This window comes from Hymenobacter negativus, from assembly GCF_016056375.1.
Classification (GTDB): Bacteria; Bacteroidota; Bacteroidia; order Cytophagales; family Hymenobacteraceae; genus Hymenobacter; species Hymenobacter negativus_A.
The window spans coordinates 237,822-257,194 of the sequence record NZ_JAEDAE010000008.1 but is presented as its reverse complement, the minus strand read 5'-3'; the positions used below and the strand labels follow the sequence as shown (position 1 = coordinate 257,194).

General features: G+C 62.0%; 19 protein-coding genes. 13 read left to right on the top strand and 6 right to left on the bottom strand.

The features are described from left to right. Positions 1 to 47 precede the first annotated feature (47 nt). Positions 48 to 1,136 (bottom strand): phenylalanine--tRNA ligase subunit alpha, encoded by a 1,089-nt coding sequence (gene pheS / locus I7X13_RS16960; RefSeq protein WP_211532104.1) that lies wholly within the window; start codon positions 1,134 to 1,136, stop codon positions 48 to 50. Between the two features lie 100 nt (positions 1,137 to 1,236). On the opposite strand from pheS, the gene I7X13_RS16955 reads away from it, so the two are divergent. The 5 genes from I7X13_RS16955 (at position 1,237) to I7X13_RS16940 (ending at position 3,641) form a co-directional block, all read left to right on the top strand. Beyond that, positions 1,237 to 1,878: a hypothetical protein gene (locus tag I7X13_RS16955; RefSeq protein ID WP_198069846.1), complete on the top strand. Its 642-nt coding sequence runs from the start codon at positions 1,237 to 1,239 to the stop codon at positions 1,876 to 1,878. Positions 1,879 to 1,901: 23 nt separating this feature from the next. Next, positions 1,902 to 2,033, top strand: coding sequence for a hypothetical protein (locus I7X13_RS21780; RefSeq protein ID WP_262895114.1), 132 nt, complete (start codon positions 1,902 to 1,904; stop codon positions 2,031 to 2,033). A gap of 94 nt (positions 2,034 to 2,127) precedes the next feature. Beyond that, positions 2,128 to 2,493, top strand: coding sequence for a hypothetical protein (locus I7X13_RS16950; protein ID WP_198076374.1), 366 nt, complete (start codon positions 2,128 to 2,130; stop codon positions 2,491 to 2,493). 169 nt (positions 2,494 to 2,662) lie between these two features. After that, positions 2,663 to 3,082: a hypothetical protein gene (locus tag I7X13_RS16945; protein ID WP_198076373.1), complete on the top strand. Its 420-nt coding sequence runs from the start codon at positions 2,663 to 2,665 to the stop codon at positions 3,080 to 3,082. A 181-nt stretch (positions 3,083 to 3,263) separates the two neighbouring features. After that, on the top strand, positions 3,264 to 3,641 hold the full coding sequence (locus tag I7X13_RS16940) for a hypothetical protein (RefSeq protein ID WP_198076372.1): 378 nt from the start codon (positions 3,264 to 3,266) through the stop codon (positions 3,639 to 3,641). An 85-nt stretch (positions 3,642 to 3,726) separates the two neighbouring features. Here the strand turns inward: I7X13_RS16940 and I7X13_RS16935 are convergent, their stop codons facing one another. Then, a complete protein-coding gene (locus I7X13_RS16935) occupies positions 3,727 to 4,980 on the bottom strand; it encodes a M16 family metallopeptidase (protein ID WP_198076371.1) in 1,254 nt (417 codons plus the stop codon). A gap of 330 nt (positions 4,981 to 5,310) precedes the next feature. On the opposite strand from I7X13_RS16935, the gene I7X13_RS16930 reads away from it, so the two are divergent. Continuing rightward, on the top strand, positions 5,311 to 7,704 hold the full coding sequence (locus I7X13_RS16930) for a PAS domain-containing protein (RefSeq protein WP_198076370.1): 2,394 nt from the start codon (positions 5,311 to 5,313) through the stop codon (positions 7,702 to 7,704). Here I7X13_RS16930 and I7X13_RS16925 read toward each other — a convergent pair. Further along, positions 7,701 to 8,417, bottom strand: a complete 717-nt coding sequence (locus tag I7X13_RS16925; protein WP_198076369.1) for a LytR/AlgR family response regulator transcription factor — start codon at positions 8,415 to 8,417, stop codon at positions 7,701 to 7,703. The genes I7X13_RS16930 and I7X13_RS16925 overlap by 4 nt on opposite strands. 420 nt (positions 8,418 to 8,837) lie before the next feature. Here I7X13_RS16925 and I7X13_RS16920 point away from each other — a divergent pair, with 420 nt between their 5' ends. The 4 genes from I7X13_RS16920 (at position 8,838) to ytxJ (ending at position 12,319) form a co-directional block, all read left to right on the top strand. Next, entirely contained in the window at positions 8,838 to 10,817 is a 1,980-nt protein-coding gene (locus I7X13_RS16920; RefSeq protein WP_198069853.1) for an alpha-ketoacid dehydrogenase subunit alpha/beta, read from the top strand. Positions 10,818 to 10,895: 78 nt separating this feature from the next. Then, positions 10,896 to 11,507 carry a hypothetical protein gene (locus tag I7X13_RS16915; protein ID WP_198076368.1) on the top strand — a complete coding sequence of 204 codons (612 nt, stop codon included), beginning with the start codon at positions 10,896 to 10,898 and terminating at the stop codon, positions 11,505 to 11,507. A 22-nt stretch (positions 11,508 to 11,529) separates the two neighbouring features. Continuing rightward, positions 11,530 to 11,859 (top strand): hypothetical protein, encoded by a 330-nt coding sequence (locus tag I7X13_RS16910; RefSeq protein WP_198076367.1) that lies wholly within the window; start codon positions 11,530 to 11,532, stop codon positions 11,857 to 11,859. Positions 11,860 to 11,974: 115 nt separating this feature from the next. Next, entirely contained in the window at positions 11,975 to 12,319 is a 345-nt protein-coding gene (ytxJ, locus tag I7X13_RS16905) for a bacillithiol system redox-active protein YtxJ (protein ID WP_198069856.1), read from the top strand. 80 nt (positions 12,320 to 12,399) lie between these two features. Here ytxJ and I7X13_RS16900 read toward each other — a convergent pair whose 3' ends face one another. Beyond that, the gene (locus I7X13_RS16900) at positions 12,400 to 12,807 is read right to left on the bottom strand and encodes an OsmC family protein (RefSeq protein WP_198069857.1); all 408 of its coding nucleotides are present in this window, start codon (positions 12,805 to 12,807) and stop codon (positions 12,400 to 12,402) included. A 109-nt stretch (positions 12,808 to 12,916) separates the two neighbouring features. Here I7X13_RS16900 and I7X13_RS16895 point away from each other — a divergent pair, with 109 nt between their 5' ends. Together I7X13_RS16895 and lipA are read left to right on the top strand one after the other, a co-directional pair. Next, a complete protein-coding gene (locus tag I7X13_RS16895; protein WP_198076366.1) occupies positions 12,917 to 13,813 on the top strand; it encodes a hypothetical protein in 897 nt (298 codons plus the stop codon). Positions 13,814 to 13,960: 147 nt separating this feature from the next. Then, positions 13,961 to 14,854 (top strand): lipoyl synthase, encoded by an 894-nt coding sequence (gene lipA / locus I7X13_RS16890; protein WP_198076365.1) that lies wholly within the window; start codon positions 13,961 to 13,963, stop codon positions 14,852 to 14,854. Between the two features lie 77 nt (positions 14,855 to 14,931). Here lipA and I7X13_RS16885 read toward each other — a convergent pair whose 3' ends face one another. Continuing rightward, positions 14,932 to 15,531: a DUF4136 domain-containing protein gene (locus I7X13_RS16885; protein WP_198069860.1), complete on the bottom strand. Its 600-nt coding sequence runs from the start codon at positions 15,529 to 15,531 to the stop codon at positions 14,932 to 14,934. Positions 15,532 to 15,762: 231 nt separating this feature from the next. Here I7X13_RS16885 and I7X13_RS16880 point away from each other — a divergent pair, with 231 nt between their 5' ends. Then, on the top strand, positions 15,763 to 16,086 hold the full coding sequence (locus I7X13_RS16880; RefSeq protein ID WP_198069861.1) for a hypothetical protein: 324 nt from the start codon (positions 15,763 to 15,765) through the stop codon (positions 16,084 to 16,086). An 88-nt stretch (positions 16,087 to 16,174) separates the two neighbouring features. Here the strand turns inward: I7X13_RS16880 and gcvP are convergent, their stop codons facing one another. Further along, positions 16,175 to 19,093: an aminomethyl-transferring glycine dehydrogenase gene (gcvP, locus tag I7X13_RS16875; RefSeq protein WP_198076364.1), complete on the bottom strand. Its 2,919-nt coding sequence runs from the start codon at positions 19,091 to 19,093 to the stop codon at positions 16,175 to 16,177. Positions 19,094 to 19,373 lie beyond the last annotated feature (280 nt).

Sequence of the window (19,373 nt, the reverse complement as noted above, 5' to 3'; positions counted from 1 at the left end):
GTTGCCTAGAATGCCCAACTGGGCTAATTAGTTCGGTTGTCGTTGAGTTAGAGCGCCTCAAACTGCCGCAGGAAGCGCATATCGTTTTCCGTGAACAGGCGCAGGTCCTTAATCTGGTACTTGAGCATGGCAATGCGCTCGATGCCCATGCCCCAGGCGTAGCCCGAGTATTTCTCGGGGTCGATGCCAGCGTTTTCAAGCACAGCGGGGTCCACCATGCCGCAGCCGCCAATCTCCACCCAGCCTGAATACTTGCAAATGTTGCAGCCCTTACCCTTGCAAATCAGGCAGGTAATGTCAATCTCGGCGCTGGGCTCGGTGAAGGGGAAGAAGCTGGGGCGGAAGCGGATGTTGATGTCGGCCCCGAACAGCTCCTGCACGAAGTAGTACACGGTTTGCTTGAGGTCGGCGAAGCTCACGCCTTCGTCAATGAAAATGCCTTCCACCTGATGGAACATCATGTGGGCGCGCGCCGAAATGGCCTCGTTGCGGAACACGCGGCCCGGCATCACGCGGCGGATGGGCAGGGGCTCGGTTTCCATCACGCGCACCTGCACAGTGCTGGTGTGGGTGCGCAGCAGGTGCGGCAGGTCGGGCGCGCCGGTGGCGGCTTCGCCGGTGGCCCCGGCGTCGGCCGCGCCGGCCGCGTGCGATACCGGGGCCACGAAGAACGTGTCCTGCATGTCGCGCGCCGGGTGGTTTTCGGGGAAGTTGAGGGCGGTGAAGTTGTGCCAGTCGTCCTCAATCTCCGGGCCTTCGGCCACGGCAAAGCCAATGCGGCCGAAGATGCGCAGCATCTCCTCGCGCACCAGGCTCAGGGGGTGGCGGGTGCCCAGGGCGTTGGGCACCACAGGCAGGGTGTAATCAAAATCGGGGTTGGCGGGGGCGTTATCGGCTGCCGCTTCGGCGGCGGCTTGGGCTTCGTCGAAGCGGGCCTGCGCCTGCTGCTTCAGGGCGTTGAGCTGCTGGCCTACAGCGCGTTTGTCTTCGGCGGGCACGGTCTTGAGCTGGTCGAACAAGTCGGCCAGCCGGCCCTTACGGCCGAGGTAGCTGATGCGAAACGCATCGAGGGCGGCGGGATTATTCAGTTCGGCCGTCGTAATTTCGGCCGTCAGCGCGGCAATGGATTCCTGCATCATAGCCCGCAAAGTTACGGCAAGGCTCCGGCCTTGGCCGAACGTTTCGCAAACACATTCAGTTACGCCGTTTATAAATCATCTACAAAAATCTCCTGCCATGAAGCGCGCCCTATTCTTTTTACTTATCAGCGGAGGATTAGCTACTTCCGCCGCCGCCCAAAGCGGTGGCTGGGACACCGGGGGCTGGGATGCTCCCAAGAAAGCTCCGGCCAAGAAAACCACCAAGAGTAGTTCCTCGACTGCTGCCGGCCAGAAGGCCACGCAGAATGGCGGTGATGCCGCCGTAGCTCCCGAAGCGCCGGCCGCTACGCCCGCGCCCGAGGCGGCCGCTCCGGCTGCGGCCGATAAAGGCGGCTTTGGTGGTGGTGGCGCGCCCAGCAGCGCCAGCATTGGCCAGGGCATCTCGGTGGCACCCGGCGCGCCCGTGATGATGCGCGGCGGCCGCCACGTGATGGAAGACGATGCCATTGCTGCGCGCGAGCGCCGCCTCAACCGCAAGCCCCGCCGCGACAAGCCGTGGCCCCCGCGCCCGACTGAGGCCGCTGCCGCGCCCGCGGCACCTGCCCCCGCCGCTGCCGCTCCGGTAGCCGCCGAGGCGGCCAGCGGGGCTGGCAACGCCGCCAACGGTGCCGAAATGGCCCCCACGGCTGCCGCGCCCAAAGCCGGCGCACCCGCCAAGGCTCCTGCCAAAACTGCCCCTGCTCCCAAGAAAAAAGCGCCCGAGCCGCTGGGCTGGTAAACGTATTCTGGTAGCGTTTCAACATGAAAAAGCTGTTGGAAAGCTCACCGCCAAAAGCCCGGTTGCTGCCTGAAAAGGAGCGGCCGGGCTTTTTCGTGCACCAGTATTTCCCGGCATTTTCCGGACGCAGCCATTTAATTGGGTCGGCATGGTAAACTGGGGTGTACCTCGCGGCGGGGTTTCGCGTATGCCTGTAGCTGCGTTGCCGCGCGGCACTGCCGTTTCCCTCACCACCCCCAACTCACGCTCATGACCCGTTCTGTTCTCACCCTGGTACTGGCGCTGGCCATCGCGGCCGAAGCATCGGCCCAAACGGCCCCCGCCACCAAAACCGCCACCCGCAAAACCACGACCACCCGCACCGCCACCCCGAAAAAGATGGTGACGCGTAACACCACTGCCAGCCCCGCGCCGGCCGAAACCGGTGACCGCACCAAAATTGGCCCCGGCGGCAACGGCGCGGTGGGCTCCACGGAAAGCGCCGACGGCAAGGGCCAGAGCGTATATGCCGCCCCCGGCATGCCCGTGAACGTGGATAACCCCAAGAAAGTAGGCAGCTACAACGGGCCGGCTCCCGCCCGGCCCAAAGGCGGCACCACGCTCACACCCCGGTAGAACCCGGGCTTACGTCGATGAAACGGCCCGATTGGTACGCATTTGCGCACCAATCGGGCCGTTTTGCATGGGCCGGGGAAAAAGCCGAATAAGTTGGCACGCTTTTCGAAATGTACCCTGGCAGCTAAACGAATCAACTTTTTCTTCTCAGCTTCTTTTCACTTCAGCCATGTTCCGCTCCATCCTTACCCTTGCATTGTCGGTGTTCCTGTTGGCTGAAGCCAGCGCCCAGACTACGCCCGTCGCCGCCAAAAAGAAGACGGATAAATCGGTAAAAGCCTCCGCCCGCGCCGCCAAAAAAGCCCGCCGCGTTGCCCTCAAAACCACCCCCACCACGCCCGTGATGAACGACGGCTGGCCTCCCCTCGAAACCATGCAGACCGCCGTGGCCAGCACCGCAACCACCACCGACGGCGGCTGGGGCAGCGCTTACCCCGCCGCCAGCACCTCGCGCGGCGAGATTGACAACGCCAACGTGTATGCCGCTCCTGGCATGCCGGTACACATGCGCACCAGCAACGGCATGGTGCCCTACAGCGTGCGCCCGCCCCGCAAAACGGCCGCCACGCAAACCACGCTCGGCAACTAATTCGGCCTAGCAGTGGCCCGGTTGGGTAAATCCCGGCCGGGCCACTTTTCGTATTGCCAGTCGGCTTCCGTCGTTCGACCTCACCCGTAGCGGGCCGTGGTGCGTATGAGGGGAGCCGGCCTGCTTATCGGCCTGTCGGCGCAGCTATTTTTGTATCACTTCACTTTTCAGAATTCCATCGATGTTCCGTTACTTTTTTGCCACGCTGCTGCTGGTCACCTTTGCCGTAACCGGAGCCAACGCGCAAACCAAAACCCGCGCCGCCCGCAAGAAAATTGCGCCTTACTCGGCGCGGGGCGCCCGCAAAGCTCCCAACATCAACCCCCACACCGGCAAGCCCTACGGGGCCGGCGTGCCCGAGGACATCAAGAACGGCACGATGTCGTACCTGGCTCCCAGCATGCCCATGCGCAAGCAGGTGGGCTACCAGAACAACGGCGGCTACAACGACAACCGCACCCCGCGCCCGCGCTACGTGAAACCCGCCAACAGCACCCTCAGCCGCGACAGCAACGTGCCGGTGGCGCCCGGCAAAACCAAGGTGAAAGCTAAGCGCTAAGCCCCCGCTGGTGCAGCAAACACGCAAAAAGAAAGGTCACGCTACAAATAGCGTGACCTTTCTTTTTGGTTGAAACCTCTACCGACTACGCTGGTTCGGCCACGGCGGCGGCTTCGTAGTAGAGCGTGTTGCAGTTTTCGGGGCGGAGCACCAGCTGGGCCATGGCGCGCACATCGGCCACAGTCACGGCTTGGATGCGGCGGCTTTCGTCGTTCACCAGGTTGGCGTCGCCCTGCAGCTTGCTGTAGGCCAGGTTCATGGCGCGGTTCAGGAGGTCGATTTCGCCGAACACCAGGCTGCTTTCGGCCTGGTTTTTTACTTTTTCGAGCTCGTGGGCATCCACGTCCTGGGTCAGGAACTCGGCCACCACGGCTTCCACGGCGGCATCGGCGGCTTTAATGTCCACGCCCTCGTTCAGCTTGCCGCTGATAACGAGCAGGCCGGGGTCGAGCGAGCCGGTGAGCGACGACGAAATGTTGTTGAACAGCGCCTGCTCCTTCACCAGCCGCTGGTGCAGCCGCGCCGATTTGCCGTGGCCCAGCATGTCGCTGAGCAGGTCCACGGCGTGGTAGCGGGCATCGCCCCGGGCGGGCATGTGGTAGGCCTTGTACAAGGCGCTGAGCGGCACCTGCGCGTGGGCGGTGAGGTGCCGCGCCTCGGCCTGCACGGGCTCCTGGGGCAGCTGGCGCTGGTAGGCCGGCCCGCCAGGAATGGGCCCAAACCACTTCTCGGCCAGTTGGCGCACGTCGGCGGCGCTCACGGCCCCGGCCACCACCAGCACGGCATTTTGCGGGGCGTAGTGCTTTTTGAAAAAGCCGCGCACGTCGTCCATCACGGCGTTTTCGATGTGCGAGATTTCCTTGCCGATGGTGTTCCACTGGTAGGGGTGGGTGCGGTAGGCGAGGGGCTTAAGCTGGAGCCACACGTCGCCGTAGGGCTGGTTGAGGTAGCTCTGCTTGAACTCTTCCACCACCACTTTGCGCTGCACTTCGAGGCCGTTTTCGGAGAAGGCCAGGTTCAGCATCCGGTCGCTTTCGAGCCAGAAGCCGGTTTCGAGGTTGGCCGCCGGCAGCGAGAGGTAGTAGTTGGTGACGTCGGCCGAGGTGAAGGCGTTGTTTTCGCCGCCCACGCGCTGCAGCGGCTCATCGTAGCTGGGAATGTTGACGGAGCCCGAAAACATGAGGTGCTCAAACAAGTGCGCAAAGCCGGTGTGCTCGGCGTCCTCATCGCGCGAGCCCACGTCGTACATCACGTTGAGCACGGCCATCGGCGTGCTGAAATCTTCGTGCACAATGCAGCGCAGGCCGTTGTCGAGGGTGAATTCGGTAAAATGAATCATAGTAAAAGCAATGGAAAGGGCTAAAGGTACGAGCCGCGCCCGAGGCTGATTAACCTCGAAAAAGCACGGCGGGTTTGCGGTTGGGGACAAAAACATGACGCGCCTCAGAAACAGACTTGCCGGTCCCCTGCCTCTGCCGGTTCAATAGAGGCATTCGGGCACCAAATGCCAGGCACACGAAACCCAGACGCGCTACGTTGAAAAAAGGCCCCGGCAGTTTTAACCAGAAAAAAATGCCATTGGTCCGGCTAAATCGGCCATTCGAGCACGAACTATCCTCTAAGTACACCTTCTGCCGGACCTTTATTTAGCTGCCTATGCCCTTGTTCTATGCCCGATTCATTACCCGCTATTACATCCCTCGAAGCATCCGCTACGCTCGCCGAGGCAACGGCCCGCATCGCGGCTCTTGAAAAGGAACTGGCTCTGGCCCGCGAACAAGCTTCGTCAGCCGCGCAGCAGCTGGCTTTTTATGAAACCATTCTCAATAGTCTGCCGGCCGAAATAGGGGTGGTGGATGCCGAGTTACGCTTTCAGTACCTCAACCCGGCGGCCATGGCCGACCCCGCCGCCCGCCAGGCAGCCCAGGGCAAAACCCTGGCCGAGTTGGCCCCGCAGCCCGGCTGTCCGCCCGAATTTACCCCCCGGCACCGCGCCCTGTTCGACCGCGCCTGTGCCGGCCAGGTGGTGGAATGGACCGAAGTAGTGGCCAAACCTAGTGGCCCGCGCCATTTTCTGCGCCGCCTGCAACCAGTGTTCGGGCCCGATGGCGCGCTGGCGTGGTTCATCGGCTACGGCCTGGATGTGACCGACCGCGAGCAAGCCCGGCAGGCCCTGGCCGACGAGCAGGCATTTACTCGGCAGGTGCTGGACACCACGCCCAGCATGATTTTCGTGCGCGACCGGGCCGGCAAGTTTCTCTTTCAGAATCGCGCCATTCAGGAGCTTCACGCGGCCGCCCAGCTGAGCGGCGATGCCGACAGCCGCCACCGCACCCGCGACGAGGAACTGGCCCGCTTCGCCGAAATCGATGCCCAGGTGATGGATGGCAATCGCGAAATAGTGGTGGAAGACTGCTTCACGCTGGCCGATGGCAGCGTGCGCTGGTACCACTCCACCAAGCGCCCGCTGCACCGTCCCGACGGCACGGTGCACGTACTGGGCGTGAGCACCGACATCACCGAGCTGAAGGCCGCCCAGCTGGCGGCCGAGGCCGCCGCCACGGCCCGTCAGAATTTCCTGGCCAACATGAGCCACGAAATCCGCACGCCGCTCAACGGCGTGCTGGGCATGGCGGCCCACCTGACCAAAACCCCGCTCGACCCGCGTCAGCAGCAGCTCATCGACATCATGCAGCGCTCCGGGCAGCACCTACTGAGCGTGGTGAACGACGTGCTCGACATGGCCAAAATCAGCTCCGGCAAGCTGGAAATGGAGCAGGTGGCGTTCAACCTCTGCGATTCGGTGAGCGCTGCATTGCAGCCGCTGGCCTTGCAGGCCACCGAGAAAGGCCTGGTTTTCGAGGGTACTTCGCTGCGCACAAGCTGCCCCCAGCCCTGGGTAATTGGCGACGCGCACCGCCTCAACCAGATTATTATCAACCTGGTCAGCAACGCGCTCAAATTCACGGAGCGGGGCATCATCAACGCGTCGAGCGAGCTGGTGGCCGAAACGGCCGACACCCTAACGGTCCGGTTCAGCGTGGCCGATACCGGTATTGGCATTGCCCCGTCCCAGCAGGAGCGCATCTTCGAGAGCTTCACCCAGGCTTATGCCGATACCAGCCGCCAATTTGGCGGCACCGGGCTGGGACTGAGCATTGCCCGGGCCCTGGTGGCGCAGCTGGGCGGCACGCTCACCATGACCAGCGCCGTGGGCCGAGGCACCACGTTTGTGTTCACCGTGACGCTGCCCAAAGCTCCGGTGCCGGCGCAGGCGCGGGGCTTCACCGCTGCCTACGACACCGGCCGGCTGGCCGGGGTGCGCGTGCTGATGGTGGAAGACAACGAAATAAACCGGGCCGTGGCCCAGATGACGCTGGCCCCTTGGGGCGTGGTGCTGGAGGAAGCCGTGGACGGCCCCGCCGGCCTGGCCTGCCTGGAAGCCAACTATTACGACATCGTGCTGATGGACATCCAGATGCCCGGTATGAGCGGCGTGGACGTGACCCGAAACCTGCGCCAGCTGCCCGATGCACGGCGGGCCAATACGCCGGTTATTGCGCTTACCGCCAATGCTTTTCGTTCTGATGTAGAGCAGTACCTGGCCGCTGGCATGAACGATTACCTGGCCAAGCCCTTCGATGAAGAAGTGCTGTACCACAAGATGGAGGCCTTGCTCGCTGCCCCCGCGGAGCCACTCTACGACCTGGCACGCCTGCGCCAGCAGTCGCAGGGCCACGCCGCTTTTGTGGGGCAGATACTGCGCTCCTTCCAGACCAACATGCCGCTGAGCCTGGCGCAGTTGCGCGCCGCCGCTGCCGCCCGGCACTGGGCTCAGGTAGCCGAAATCGCGCACCACATCAAGCCCAATTTGCTGGCTCTGGGCGTGGTGGCCGCAGCCGCGCCGCTGGAAACCCTCGGCCGGGCCCACCCCAAGGCCACGCCGGCCACGCTGCCCGCGCCGGAGGTACTGGCGGAAGCCGTCGAGCAGTTGGCCGCCGTGGTGGGCCGGGTGCTGGCCGCCATGCCGGCCGAGCTGGCCGCGCTGGAAGCCGCCGCCTAAAGCGGGGCCAGCCGCCGCATCAGCTCGGCTTTGTGCAGCTTGCCCACGGGCACGGTATAGGGGCCGAGCGTGAGTTGGTGGTCATCAATGGCATCGATGAGGCGGGTGTTCACGATGTATGAGCGGTGCACCCGCACGAAGTGGCTGAACGGCAGCCGCTCCTCCAGGCTTTTGAGCGTGAGGTGCACAATGTGCTTGTGCGTAGCCGTGACCAGCACCGAGTACGTGGACAGGGCTTCGATGTAATACACCTCATCGAAATTGATGCGGACCAGCCGGCCATTGACTTTGACAAACACATTGGAGTTTTCCGGCGCGGGGAGGGGAGGCGCAAGGGCCGGCCGCAAGGCTCGCACCTGCTTCACTGCCCGGAGAAAGCGGGCGTAGTCCACGGGCTTCACAAGGTAGTCGGCCACGGGCAGCTCAAAGGCCTCGGCGGCAAAGCTGTGGTGCGAGGTGACCAGCACAATGGCCGGTAGCGGCTGCGACAATATCCGAATCAGCTCCAGGCCGGTAAGGTGGGGCATTTCGATGTCGAGCAGCAGCAAGTCAATCGGCGGGTGCGTTTGCAGGAATTGCAGGGCGGTGAGGCCGTCGGGGAGCGTCGCGGCCAGTTCCAGGCCGGGCGTAAGGGCCACAAAATGCTCCAGAGCCAGGCGGCTCATCTCGTTGTCGTCGACGATGACGCAAGTAAGCGGAAGCAGGTCGGCCATAAAATACGGGCAGGGAAAGAACTGCCAGGGTAACAGGTGCGCCACTAATGGCAAGTAGATGAACAGTAGTTACCTGATTATCAGTGTAAAAAGTGTTTAATAAGCACAACTGTAGAAGATTGGAAACGAGATGAATGACAGTTGGGGCTCAAGGTGCTGATTTTCTCTTAGGATTCCTATGCTTTTTGCTCTCTTACCCATTTTCATCCATCGGCACGCAATTCTCCATAGCTGCCGGCCCGCCGGTCTTTTTTAATAAGAAAAGCGGGAAAGCTGTGCCGGACCTGCCGGGTAAAATTCGGACGGAGTTCTGAGCAAAAGATGAGGGCGGAAATGAACTGCGCAGAGGCCGGTGCGGAAAGTAGCCCGGTGCGCGCCCTGCTTTCCTACCTTTGCCCACCCAAACCCACCCACCTCGTCATGACTTTTGACCGCCACGACCACTCCAACGAAACCCTCCTGCACCTCTACCAGCACCTGCTGCGGCCCCGGCTGATTGAGGAAAAAATGCTGATTCTGCTGCGCCAGGGCAAGGTGAGCAAATGGTTTTCGGGCATCGGGCAGGAGGCCATTTCGGTGGGCAGCACGCTGGCGCTCGAGGCCGATGAGTACATTTTGCCGCTGCACCGCAACCTGGGCGTGTTCACGGGGCGCGAGGTGCCGCTGGGCCGCTTGTTTGCGCAGTGGCAGGGCAAGCGCACCGGCTACACCAAGGGCCGCGACCGCAGCTTCCACTTCGGCACCAACGAGCACCACATCGTAGGCATGATTTCGCACCTCGGCCCGCAGCTGGCCGTGGCCGGCGGCATTGCTTTGGCCGATTTGCTCGACAAAAAACCGAAAGTGACCCTGACATACAGCGGCGACGGCGGCGCTTCGGAGGGCGACTTCCACGAGGCCCTGAACGTGGCCGCCGTGTGGCAGCTGCCGGTCATTTTCATGATTGAGAACAACGGCTACGGCCTGAGCACGCCCAGCAACGAGCAGTTCCGCTTCAAGTCCTTCGTAGACAAAGGCCCCGCCTACGGTATGGAAGCCGTGCAGGTCGATGGCAACAACGTGCTCGAAGTGTACACCACCGTGAAGCGCCTAGCCGAAGACCTCCGCCAAAACCCGCGCCCCGTGCTGGTGGAAGCCCTCACGTTCCGGATGCGCGGCCACGAGGAAGCCAGCGGCACCAAGTACGTGCCCCAGAGCCTGATGGAAGAATGGGCCGCCAAAGACCCGGTCGAAAACTTCGAGAAGTGGCTGCTCGACGAAGGCATTCTCACCGAAACGGCCAAGCACGGCATCCGCGAAAAAATCAAGGCCGCTATCGAGGCCGGCCTGCAGGAAGCCGACGCCGAGCCGATGCCCACGGCCGACATTCAGGAGGAAATTGCCGACATGTACCAGCCCTTCGACGCGCCCGCCACGGATGCGCCGAAAGACGGCACGGCCCGCGAAATCCGCTTCATCGATGCTATTTCTGAGGGCATGAAGCAGAGCATGACGCGCTACCCCGAGCTCGTGCTCATGGGCCAGGACATTGCCGATTACGGCGGCGTGTTCAAAATCACGGAAGGTTTCGTGGCCGAATTCGGCAAAGCGCGGGTGCGGAATACGCCCTTGTGCGAGTCGGCCATCGTGGGCATCGGACTGGGCCTGAGCATCAAGCGCAAGAAAAGCATGGTCGAGATGCAGTTTGCAGATTTCGTGACTTGCGGCTTCAACCAGATTGTGAACAACTTGGCTAAGAGCCACTACCGCTGGGGCCAGAATGCCGACGTGGTGGTGCGCATGCCCACCGGCGCGGGCTCGGCCGCCGGTCCGTTCCACTCGCAAAGCAACGAGGCGTGGTTCACGCACGTGCCCGGCCTGAAAGTGGTGTATCCCAGCAACCCGCACGACGCCAAAGGCCTGCTCTGCGCCGCCTTCGAAGACCCCAACCCGGTGCTGTACTTCGAGCACAAGATGCTGTACCGCAGCCTGTCCGGCCCCGTGCCGGAGGCGTACTATACCACGCCCATCGGCCAGGCCGCGCTGGCCCAGGAGGGCAACGAGCTGAGCATCATTACCTACGGCATGGGCGTGCGCTGGGCCCTGCAAACTTGCCAGGATTTGGGCGTGTCGGCCGACATTCTGGACCTGCGTACCCTGCTGCCCTGGGACCAGGAAGCCGTGCGCAAAACCGTGGAGAAAAACGGCCGCGTCCTCATCCTGCACGAAGACACGCTGACCGGCGGCATCGGCGGCGAAATTGCGGCCTGGATTGGCGAGAATTGCTTTGAGCACCTCGACGCGCCGGTGCGCCGCGTGGCCTCGCTGGATACGGCCATTCCGTTTGCGCCGCCGCTGGAGGCCGCCTTTCTGCCCCAGCAGCGCCTGCGCGAGCAGGTGCAGGCCCTGCGCAACTACTAGCCGCCGGGTTGGCGCGGTTTTCGCGCGGGCCCGGCGTATCTTTCTGTTTCTGATTTAATTGGTTCTGTCTGCTTTGCGGTGAAATACTGTTTACCCTCCGTCGTATTCCGGTCCTTGCTGGGCGTGCTGCTGCTGAGTGCGCTGGGTAGCTGCACGCTTTACCACAAGGTGTTTCACCCGTACCGGCTGCCCACGCCCAAGCCCTCGCCGGAGTTCATTGCGCAGCAGAAAGAGAAGAAGGAGCACGAAAAGCTGCAAAACGACCTGGCCAAATCGGCCGCCTCGGCCAAGAAGAAAGCGGGTGCCGACGCACCGGAAGCCGCCACCGATGTCTCGACGCCCAGCAACGATGGGGCCACGGCCAGCGCCAGCACCGCCGCCGCCAAGAGCAGCGTGTATCCCGAGCGCTCCACGGTGCGATACGACAAGCACGGGCTCATGAAAAAGCCCAAGCTGAACCGCCGCAAGCGCCACAAGGTGAGCAAAGGCTTCCACCCCATCGAGTCTATCCGCAACTTCTTCAAATACGGCTTCCATGCAAAACCCAACTACAGCCCCGACCACCGGCCGGCGCCCAAGCAGCCCAGCACGACGCCCGAACAGGAACTGCCCGATGAAGCCATGCCCGCTCCCAAGCCGGAGCCGGCTGCGGAGCCCGCGCCAAGCCCTGCGCCTGGGGGCAAGCCTTAGCCGGCTGCTGGGGCTGCTGGCCGTGGCCGTACTTCTGCTGAATGCCGCGCCGGCCCAGGCCCAGATTGAGCGCGTGAAGCCCGGCAAAATAAAAGCCGCCAACCGCCGCGCCCTGCGCGAAGACCGCAGCACCGACTCGCCCTACAAAGACAGCCACCTCGACGTAACCCGCGGGCAGCTCAAGCGCGGCGAAAGCACCCAGCCCGTGCCCGAAATCCGCAAAGACCTCAACTACAAATCCGGCACCGCGCCCAACGTGAAGCCGCCCGGCTTTCTGGGCCTGCGCCGCAAAAAGAACAACCTGCAACGCCCGCCCGCCCAATCCGGTAACCGGAAGGAAAAGGCCAACTAAAAAGAATGAGCCGCCCGGCGGGAATCTACTGGCCGTAAGTTGTTGTAATGTACCCGCGCACCAAACCTGCGCCATTCATCCGGCCCCAGTCCTTCATCCAATTCATCGCATCACAATGTCCACTCCCTGGCTTCCCCTCACCCAACCCGACGAAATTATCCAGCTCGCCCAAGCCTCGCACGAGCAGCCGGTGCTCATTTTCAAGCACAGCACCACCTGCTCCATTAGCGCGGCAGCCAAGAGCAAAATTGAGCGCCAGTGGGCCGACAGTGGCCTCGACCTGCCCATCTATTACCTTGACTTGCTGCGCTTCCGGCCCCTATCGGCCCAGGTAGCCGAGCAGTTCGGCATTCGCCACGAGTCGCCGCAGCTCCTGCTCATAAAGGACGGCGAGTGTGCCTACGACGCCTCGCACATGGGCATCCGCCTCGCCGATGTGAAGCAGGCCGTGAACGGCTAGTAGCCAGCGCCAAATGAGGGAACGGCTGCCCGGTTTCATGCGTTGAAACCAGGCAGCCGTTCCTTTCTTCCGACCCCGTGCTATTTGTACTCAAACACAATGTTTTGCCGCACGTCCGGGTGCAGGCTCAGCCCCACCGGGCAGGTGTGGGCCGAGCGCTCCAGCAGGGCGCGCTCGGTGGGCGTGAGGCTGGCGGGCAGCGTAAACGTCACATCGATTTGGGCAATGCGGCGCGGGGCTTCGGTGCTCATGTGCTTCTGCACGGCAAAGGTGCTGCCCACCAAATCCCACTGGTGGCGCTCGGCCACAATGCCCATCACCGTCATCATGCACGAGCCCAGGGCCGTGCTCACGAGGTCGGTGGGGGAAAAGGCTTCGCCCCGGCCGTGGTTGTCCACGGGGGCATCGGTCTGAATAACATTGCCCGAGGCAACGTGCGTGGCTTCGGTGCGGAGGTTGCCGGCGTAGCGGGCAGTGGCGGTGCTCATCAAATCAGGAAGTTACCTTTACAGAGTTGTTTGTTCTTTCGCTAATTTACGTATTACTTGGTGCGCCGCGTTTTCGGCGTCGGTTCGGGTTCTTTTTCGGTTGAAGATTATGCGTTTTTTTTCTGCACCTACCTACCGCTGGGGCCTGCTGGCTGCCGGCCTGCTCATGGCCGGCGGGGCAAAAGCTCAGGAGCGCCGCCCTGCGCCGGCAGCTACTCCCGCGCCAACCGCGCCCGCATCGGCCGAGCCTTCCCGCCCCTCATCGGCCCCGTTGCGTTCCGATATGATTTCCGACGCGCCTTCCGATGAGCAGTCGTACCAGAAGGAGTTTGTTTTCGGGGTGAACTTTAACACCCAGGGCGGGCTGCTGGGCGGCGCGTCCATTCGCTCCACGCGGGTACTGGACGACCGCCTGCTGCGCTTCTGGAGCCTGGAGGGCGTGATGCTGAAAAACGCCAAGGAAGAGCGCATCAACTCCCTCATTGGCGGCACCTACATCAACCGCAAAACCAACTACGCATTTGTGCTGCGGCCTTCGGTGGGCCTCCAGCGCATCCTGTTTCGCAAAGCTGCCGATGCTGGCGTGCAGGTAAACGGCCTGCTCAGCGTGGGCCCGTCCTTCGGCTTGCTGATGCCTTATTACATTAGCTACGACCGCACCGCCACGCGCACGAACGTCATCAACCTCTCGACCGATGAAATCGTGAACGAGCAGTATGACCCGTACAAACACACCATCACGGGCGCCATTCTCGACCACGGCCCCTTATTTAGCGGCATTGGCCAGACGCAGGTGGTGCCCGGCTTCCACCTGCGCGGCGGCCTCAGCTTCGAGTATGGCCGCTACCGCGACGCCGTAACGGGGCTGGAAGTAGGCTTCCTGGTCGAAGGCTTCACCAAGCGCCTGCTCATCCTCAGCCCCAGCACCCTGTCCGACACCGACGCGCTGAACCGCAAGTTCTTCCCTTCCGTGTACCTGACGCTGTATTTCGGGCACCGGTCCTAAATAACTATGAGTTATAAATTATGAATGATGAGTTTGCGCCCGGAGCCGGCGTCGAAGCACTTCGTTCGTAATTTTGTTGTGCTTGGGCATCCGCTTCTTCCCTGCTGCCAACTCATAATTCATAATTTATAACTCATAATTCGTTTTATGATTGATTTGCCCGTTATCCAGCCCGAAACGGCTGCCCCTGCCCGCCCCCGCAAGCCCGACTGGCTGCGCGTGAAGCTGCCCGTGGGCGAAGAATACGCCGCCGTGCGCCGCCTCGTCGACGAGCACAAGCTGCACACCATCTGCGAGAGCGGCAACTGCCCCAACATGGGCGAGTGCTGGGGCGCGGGCACGGCCACGTTCATGATTCTGGGCAACATCTGTACCCGTTCGTGCTCGTTTTGCGCCGTAGCCACCGGCCGCCCCACCGAGTACGACCTCGACGAGCCCCGTCGCGTGGCCGAGGCCATCAAGCTCATGAAGGTGAAGCACGCTGTCATCACCTCCGTGAACCGTGACGAGCTGAAGGACCGCGGCGCCAGCGTGTGGCGCGACACCGTGGTGCTCACCAAGCAGCTCTCGCCCGAAACCACCATCGAAACCCTGATTCCGGACGTGAAAGCCAACTGGGACGCGCTGGAGGTAATGATTTCGGGCGGCCAGGAAGTGATTTCGCACAACGTCGAAACCGTGGGCAGCCTCTACCGCCTCGTGCGCCCCCAGGCCCGCTACGACCGCAGCCTGGAGCAAATCCGCCGCACCAAGCTGGCCGGCCACCGCACCAAGTCCGGCATCATGCTGGGCCTGGGCGAGAAGCCCGACGAGCTGTACCAGGCCATGGACGACCTTGTGGCCAACGGCCTCGATATCCTCACTCTCGGCCAGTACCTGCAGCCCACCAAGCGCCACCTCGAAGTAGCCGAGTTCATCACCCCCGACCAATTTGCTCATTACAAGGAAGAAGGCCTGCGTCGTGGCCTGAAGTACGTGGAGAGCGGCCCGCTGGTGCGCAGCTCCTACCACGCCGAGCGCCACGTAAACGTGCCGGTTTAACGACTTCCTTTACCATTTATAAACAAAAAGCCCGCTCAATTTGAGCGGGCTTTTTGCTGTCGAACGGCTGGCGCTTCTTAGCGGCGGGCGTTATTATCCTGCGGCGGGTAGGTACTCAGAATGCCGTTTACGATGCGGTGGGTTTCGGCTTCGTCGATGGTGTTCTGGTTGACCTGGGCTTGGCCGGTGCCACGCCACGCAAGCTCCTTGCGGCGGGCATCGATGATATCAATCACCACAGTGCCAGCCTTGTACTGCGTTACAGGCGAGTATCCTCGGCCGTAGTACCCATAGCCGTAGCCGTATGGGTAGCCGAGGCCATTGTAGTAGGGCGAAACCTGCTGTTTGTCCTCCACGCGGGCACTGTAAGCCACGTAGATATCGGGTGCGGTCGTTACCTCGGTAAGGCCCTTAGCTGCCATCTCCGAAGCTACCGAAGCGCGCATGCGCTTGTCGAGAAACGACTCGTAGCCCTTGGCCGGGCCGCCCTCAGCGTCGCGGGGCTGCTGCGGGTACCAGGCCCAGGTTTTGAAAGCCCGGAAGTTTACAGCATGGTCGAAGTCATTGGTTACGCCTACGCGGGAGGCCGTGGTGCAGCCGCTGGGACCCAGCAACAGCACTAAGCTGGCGGCAACCAAGGCCACTGGGTGGGCCAGAAAACGGGTGATGCGATTCATAAAAATAAGAAAGGAAGACGGGGTGGAGTAATGCCCCTAAAAAGCCGTTTATGAGGATAAACGGGGTGTTTCCGGAGGCTGTGATATTAACGGAAAAGAGGGTTTTGGCGTTCCATTTTTATGGGTTTGGGCCGTGGGTAAGCGAATTCAAATAAGAAGACAAAATATTGCCATCACGGGAATTTGTCCTACCTTACCTCCAAAATCCCCACCCTTGCTTTTTCCTCGTTGATGAAAAGAACTGCCCTACTCTTTTTGGCTGTTTCCAGTCTGTTTGCCGCCTGCACCTCCACGCGCGACGAAATGGGTAAAGCGGCCGCCGACCGTACCCCCGTAGCGCACAATACCATCGTGGACTGCCCGGTGTACGATGGCATGAAAAAAACGTCTGCCATCCTGGCCCAAACCACCACCGGCAACGAGGTGCAGGTAACCGATACCATCAACGCCTATTTCGTGCGCGTCCGGCTCGATAAAGACGGTCAAACTAAAGTAGGCTACATGGACCGCCGCTGCTTCGGCGAGCGCGGCAACGAGCGGGGCAACCGCAAGTAAGTTAAGAGTTAGCAGTTAAGAGTTAAAAAAAAGCCCGTCTGAATTGTCAGACGGGCTTTTTTTTAACTCTTAACTGCTAACTCTTAACCTAATAAGACGGGCCTTTATCGGCCTGCACCAGCTCTTCCTGTTGGTCGGCATATTCCTCCATCGGGGTGCAGCTGCAAATCAGGTTGCGGTCGCCGTAGGCTGAGTCGATGCGAGCCACGGCGGGCCAGAACTTGTTGGCGCGCACGTACTCCATGGGGTACACGGCCTGCTCGCGGGTGTATGGGCGCGTCCACTCGTGCACCAGCACCGTGGCAGCAGTGTGCGGGGCGTGCTTGAGCACGTTCTCCTTGGCATCGGCGCGGCCGGCCTCCACTTCGGCAATTTCCTTGCGGATGGAAATCATGGCGTCGCAGAAGCGGTCGAGCTCGGCTTTGCTTTCGCTTTCGGTGGGCTCAATCATAAGCGTGCCGGCTACGGGGAATGATACCGTAGGGGCGTGGAAACCGTAGTCCATCAGGCGCTTGGCAATGTCTTCTACTTCGATGCCGGCCTTTTTGAAGTGGCGGCATTCCAGAATCATTTCGTGGGCGCAGCGGCCGTGGCTGCCGGTGTAAAGCACCGGGTAGTGCGGCTCAAGGCGGGCTTTGATGTAGTTGGCGTTGAGGATGGCAGTTTCGGTGGCGCGCTTCAGGCCATCGCCGCCCATCATCGAAATGTAGGCGTAGCTGATGGGCAGGATGCTGGCCGAGCCCCACGGCGCAGCCGAAACCGAGCCGCTGGTGCGGCCTTCTACTGGCACCACGGCGTGGCCAGGAAGGTAGGGAACGAGGTCGGCCACCACGCCGATGGGGCCAACGCCGGGGCCGCCGCCGCCGTGCGGAATGCAGAAGGTTTTGTGCAGGTTGAGGTGGCACACATCGGCCCCAATGGTGGCGGGGGAGGTGAGGCCTACCTGGGCATTCATGTTGGCGCCGTCCATGTACACGCGGCCGCCGTGCTGGTGGATGGTTTCGCAGATGTCGATGATAGTTTCCTCGTACACACCGTGCGTGCTGGGGTAGGTCACCATCAGGCAGCTCAGGTTGTCAGCGTATTGCGCAGCCTTGGCTTTGAGGTCGGCCACGTCGATGTTGCCGTCTTCGGTGCTTTTTACCACCACTACCTGCATGCCGGCCATCACGGCCGAAGCGGGGTTGGTGCCGTGGGCCGAGGCCGGAATCAGCGACACGTTGCGGTGGTGGTCGCCTCGCGCCTCGTGGTAGCCTTTGATGGCCAGCAGGCCGGCGTACTCACCCTGCGCGCCGGAGTTGGGCTGCAGGCTCACGGCCGCGAAGCCGGTTACCTCACACAGCCAGGCTTGCAGGTCGCTGAAAATCTGCTCGTAGCCTTTGGCCTGGTCGATGGGAGCGAAGGGGTGGAGGCCGCCGATTTCGGGCCAGGTCACCGGAATCATCTCGGCGGTGGCGTTCAGCTTCATGGTGCACGAGCCCAGCGCAATCATGCTATGGGCCAAGCTCAAGTCCTTGTTTTCGAGCTGCTTCATGTAGCGCAGCATCTCGTGCTCGGCATGGTGCGTGTTGAACACCGGGTGCGTGAGGTACTCACTGCTGCGGATGAGGCTGGCGGGCACGCGCAGCTCGTCGGCTGCTACGGCTTCGGCCAGCTGGTCGGCTTCCTTGCCCAGCACTTTGGCAAACACGTCCAGAATGTCGGCCACATCGTGCAGCTCGGTGTTCTGGTTCAGCGAAATACCCACGCGCACCTCGTCGAAATAGCGGAAGTTGAGGCGGGCGGCTTCGGCTTCTTTTTTCAACGCCTGCTGCAGTTCGGCGCTTTCCAGGCGCAGGTTCAGCGTGTCGAAATAGTGTGCGTTGGTTTGCTCCACGCCCAGCTTTTTCAGGCCGGCTTCCAGGGTCTGGGCCAGCAGGTGGGTGTTGGTGGCGAACTGCTGGAGGCGCTGCGGGCCGTGGTACACGGCGTACATGCCGGCCAGCACGCTCAGCAGCACCTGCGCGGTGCAGATGTTGCTGGTAGCCTTTTCGCGGCGGATGTGCTGCTCGCGGGTTTGCAGGGCCATACGGTAGGCCTTGTTGCCAGCCGCATCCACGCTCTGGCCGATGAGGCGGCCGGGAATCACGCGCTTGAACTGGTCTTTGCAGGCGAAGAAGCCGGCGTGTGGGCCGCCGTAGCCCATCGGCACGCCGAAGCGCTGCGAGTTACCCACGCAGACATCGGCGCCCAACTCGCCAGGGGAGGTGAGCAGCGTGAGAGCCAACAAATCGGCGGCCATCACCACAAACACGTTATTTTTCTGTGCCTGGGCGATGAAGTCTTTGTAGTCGAACACCTCGCCATCAGCGGCGGGGTACTGCACCATCGCGCCGAAGAAGCCTTCGTTGCTGAGGTCAATCTGGCGGTGGTTGCCAATCACCAGCTCAATGCCAACCGGGGTGGCGCGGGTGCGCAGCAGGTCGATGGTCTGGGGCAGCACCTGCTCCGACACGAAGTACTGGTTGGCGCCTTTTTTCTTGGTCTGCGAGTGCAGCATGTGCATGGCCTCGGCGGCAGCGGTGCCTTCATCCAGCAGGCTGGCGTTGGCAATTTCGAGGCCGGTGAGGTCAATTACTACCGTCTGGTAGTTGATGAGGGCTTCGAGGCGGCCCTGGGCAATTTCGGCCTGGTAAGGCGTGTAGGCGGTGTACCAGCCCGGATTTTCCAGAATGTTGCGCTGGATAACGGGGGGCAGGGTGGTGTCGTGGTAGCCGAGGCCGATGTAGGATTTGAATACCTGATTCTGGCCGGCAATCTGCTTAAATTTCGCCAAAAAAGCCCGTTCGCTGAGGGCGGCGGGCAGGTCGAGGGCACGTTTCAGGCGAATGGCGGGCGGCACGGTTTCGGCGATGAGCTGCTCGATGCTGTCCACGCCGATGGTGCGGAGCATCGCCGCCCGGGCATCGGTGCCGGGCGCGTTGTGGCGGGCTTCAAAAACGTCGACTGGCGAGAATTTCAACGACATAAAGACGGGAATGGGTTGGTGGGAAGCCGGTTAGGCGGGTGGGGTTACGGATTCAGATTCCTTAACAAAGGTACGCCCGAAACGTCCCGGCGAACTGCGGGCAAAGCCGTAATTTTGGCCGATTGTCTGGTTCGATGGTGCCTTGTAGCTTCACCGAATCCGTCTATCATCCTGAGCGCCGCGAAGGACCTTGTTACGCCTGCTTAATCTTGAGTGCGGCAAGCTATGCAGACGTGAGAAGGTCCTTCGCTGCGCTCAGGATGACAGGCGTTTTCCATTT